The organism is Streptomyces sp. LS1784 (assembly GCF_020103755.1).
Lineage (GTDB): Bacteria > Actinomycetota > Actinomycetes > Streptomycetales > Streptomycetaceae > Kitasatospora.
This window is the reverse complement of the sequence record NZ_JAHSQD010000749.1, coordinates 1-3,285: the sequence shown is the minus strand read 5'-3', so window position 1 is coordinate 3,285 and position 3,285 is coordinate 1. Positions and strand designations below refer to the sequence as shown.

General features: G+C 70.2%; 2 protein-coding genes and 2 pseudogenes. All 4 read right to left on the bottom strand.

Annotation, left to right across the window (positions count from 1 at the left end; genetic code table 11):
• Window positions 1-248: pseudogene (locus tag KS423_RS41730) on the bottom strand (hypothetical protein); the annotation flags it as partial.
• A complete protein-coding gene (locus KS423_RS41725; RefSeq protein ID WP_224284934.1) occupies window positions 245-1,447 on the bottom strand; it encodes a homogentisate 1,2-dioxygenase in 1,203 nt (400 codons plus the stop codon). The gene KS423_RS41725 and the pseudogene KS423_RS41730, both read right to left, overlap by 4 nt.
• 81 nt (window positions 1,448-1,528) lie before the next feature.
• Window positions 1,529-2,743: a 4-hydroxyphenylpyruvate dioxygenase gene (gene hppD, locus KS423_RS41720; protein WP_224284933.1), complete on the bottom strand. Its 1,215-nt coding sequence runs from the start codon at window positions 2,741-2,743 to the stop codon at window positions 1,529-1,531.
• Between the two features lie 232 nt (window positions 2,744-2,975).
• Window positions 2,976-3,285 (bottom strand): annotated as a pseudogene (locus KS423_RS41715) (alpha/beta hydrolase); the annotation flags it as partial.

The window sequence follows — 3,285 nt, the reverse complement described above, 5'->3', positions numbered from 1 at the left end:
GCGGAACCCGCGGCCGTGGAAGGGCCGCCGGCCGTGGGGGGGTTCGCGACCACGTCGGCCAGCTCGCCCAGCCGGCCCGCCCCGCAGAGGAAGGGGCCGACCGCCTCGGCGTACCAGGCCGCGCGGTGCACCCGGTGCGCGGGCACCGCGTCGACGACCGGCAGGTTCCCCGGCGGGAACACCGCCGCGTCGTCGAACAGTCCGTGGAACAGCTCGGGGATCACTCCCCCCGAAGGCAGCGCGTTCATCGCCCGGGCCCCCGACCGGCCCAGGTCCAGGCATAGTCCGGGTCCTCGCCGGCCCGGCCGCCCTCGCCGAGCTCCAGCGGGCGGAAGGTGTCCACCATGACGGCCAGCTCGTCGAAGAACTCCGCGCCGATGCTGCGCTCGTACGCCCCCGGCTGCGGCCCGTGGGTGTGCCCGCCGGGGTGCAGCGAGATCGAGCCCTGGCCGATGCCGGAGCCCTTGCGGGCCGCGTAGTCGCCGCCGCAGTAGAACATGACCTCGTCGCTGTCCACGTTGGCGTGGTAGTACGGAACCGGGATCGACAGCGGGTGGTAGTCCACCTTGCGCGGAACGAAGTTGCAGATCACGAAGCCGTTGCCCTCGAACACCTGATGGGCCGGCGGCGGCTGGTGGATCCGGCCGGTGATCGGCTCGAAGTCCTTGATGTTGAAGGCGTACGGGTACAGGCAGCCGTCCCAGCCGACCACGTCGAAGGGGTGGTGCGGCACGGTGTAGCGGGTGCCCGCGATCCCGTTCGGGCCGCGGTGCTTGACCAGCACGTCGACGTCCCCGGGGGCGTCGACGACCAGTGGGCCGACCGGTCCGCGGAAGTCCCGTTCGCAGTACGGCGCGTGCTCCAGCAGCTGCCCGTACTTGGAGAGGTAGCGCTTGACCGGGGTGATGTGGCTGTTGGCCTCGATGCAGTACGCGCGCAGCGGCTCGTCGCCGGCCGGCACCCAGCGGTGGGTGGTGGCGCGCGGGATGATCACGTAGTCGCCCTGCCTGACCTCGATCGAGCCGAACACCGTCTCGACCGTGCCGGAGCCGGACTCCACGTACACGCACTCGTCGCCGAGCCCGTTGCGGTAGAGCTCGCTCGGGGCCCCGGCGGCGACGTACGAGATCCGCACGTCGCCGTTGCCGAGGACCAGCCGGCGGCTGCCGACGACGTCCGCGGACTTCCAGTCCTGGTCCGTGAACAGCTCGTGCAGCTTGAGGTGACGGGGGAGGAGCGGGTGGTTGGGCACCGTGGACTGGTCCGGCAGCTCCCAGGGCACCGCGTTGACCACCGCCGAGGGGATGCCCCGGTGGTAGAGCAGTGAGGAGTCCGAGGAGAACCCCTCTTCGCCCATCAACTCCTCGTAGTACAGCCCGCCTTCGGGGGTGCGGTGCTGGGTGTGCCGCTTGGGCGGGATGTTGCCCAGCTGCCGGTAGTACGCCATCTCCGTGGTCCTCCTCGACCGTATGGCAGAGATCCGTTGGGTGAACCGGTCAGAGACCCGTTCGTCGGAGCTCCTCGACGCTCACAGGTTGCCGCGCCGGTCCTGCTCGCGCTCGATGGACTCGAAGAGCGCCTTGAAGTTGCCCTTGCCGAAGCCGAGCGAACCGTGCCGCTCGATGAACTCGTAGAAGACGGTGGGGCGGTCGCCGATCGGCTTGGTGAAGATCTGCAGCAGGTAGCCGTCCTCGTCGCGGTCGACCAGGATGCCACGCTTCTTCAGCTCCTCGATCGGCACCCGGACCTTGCCGATCCGCTCGCGCAGCTCCGGGTCGTCGTAGTAGGCGTCCGGGGTGGAGAGGAACTCCACGCCGCGCGCCCGCAGCACGTCCACGGTGGTGAGGATGTCGTTGGTGGCGAGCGCCATGTGCTGGCAGCCGGGGCCGGTGTAGAACTCCAGGTACTCGTCGATCTGGGACTTCTTCTTGGCGACGGCCGGCTCGTTGAGCGGGAACTTCACCCGGTGGTTGCCGCTGGCGACGACCTTGGACATCAGCGCGGAGTACTCGGTGGCGATGTCGTCGCCGACGAACTCGGCCATGTTCACGAAGCCCATGACGCGGTTGTAGAAGGACACCCACTCGTCCATCCGGCCCAGCTCGACGTTGCCGACGGCGTGGTCGAGGGCCTGGAAGAGGCGCTTGGGGGAGCCCTCCGGGTGCTTCACCTTGCTCTCCGCGACGACGTAGCCCGGCAGGTAGGGGCCGTGGTAGCGGGAGCGGTCGATCAGGGTGTGGCGGGTCTCGCCGTAGGTGGCGATGGCCGCGCGGCGCACGGTGCCGTTCTCGTCCGAGACGTCGTTCGGCTCCTCCAGCACGGTGGCGCCGGACGCGCGGGCGTGCTCGATGCACTTGTCGACGTCCGGGACCTCCAGGGCGAGGTCGACGACGCCGTCGCCGTGGCGGCGGTGGTGGTCCAGCAGAGGGCTGCCCGGCTGGACGCCGCCCTTGATCACGAAGCGGCAGGAACCCGAGCGGAGCACGTACGCCTTGCGGTCCCGACGGCCGGTCTCCGGGCCGGAGTAGGCGACCAGCTCCATGCCGAAGACGACCTGGTAGAACTGGGCCGTCTGGGTGGCGTTGCCGACCACGAAGACGACCGCGTCCTGGGCCGTCACCGGGAACGGATCGGCGGCCGCGTCGTGCTCGACGAGGCCGACGAGGCGGCGCAGCTGGTCGGCGTCAAGACCGGCCTCGCGCTCCTCGGGGGTCAACTCAAGGGCGTGGGACTGCGGGGTCATCGCTCGTTCCTCCACTTCGGGCCTCGCCGTCGAGGCTTCCGCCGGGTCACGACCGCACCGCGAACGGGTGGGGCGGTGTGGTTGCGGAGAGCTTGCTACTGTCGGGATGGTTGGGCAACAGGTCGGATTTCGACTGCTCAATGTGTACAAGCTGGTCAGGAAATCCCGCTGTCGGCTGCGCAAAATGCGCTGCTGACCGGGAGTGATACACGAAGTCTGCGCAATGGGACGGTCACGCGCTTCCGCGGCCGGTGGGGCGCGGGAGGTGGCGGAGGAACCAGTCCGAGGCCAGCTCGGCGACCCGGTCCAGGGTCCCCGGTTCCTCGAACAGGTGGCTCGCGTGAGGCACCACCGCCAATGCGGTCTCGCAGCGCAGCCGGCTCCGGGCCTGCCGGTTGAGGTCGAGCACGGTGGAGTCCAGGGAGCCGACGACGAGCAGCGTCGGGGCGCGCACCCGGGCCAGCGCGTCGGGCGCGGTGAGGTCCGGGCGGCCTCCCCGGGAGACCACGGCGCGCACGGCCGGGCCCAGCTCGGCGGCGGTG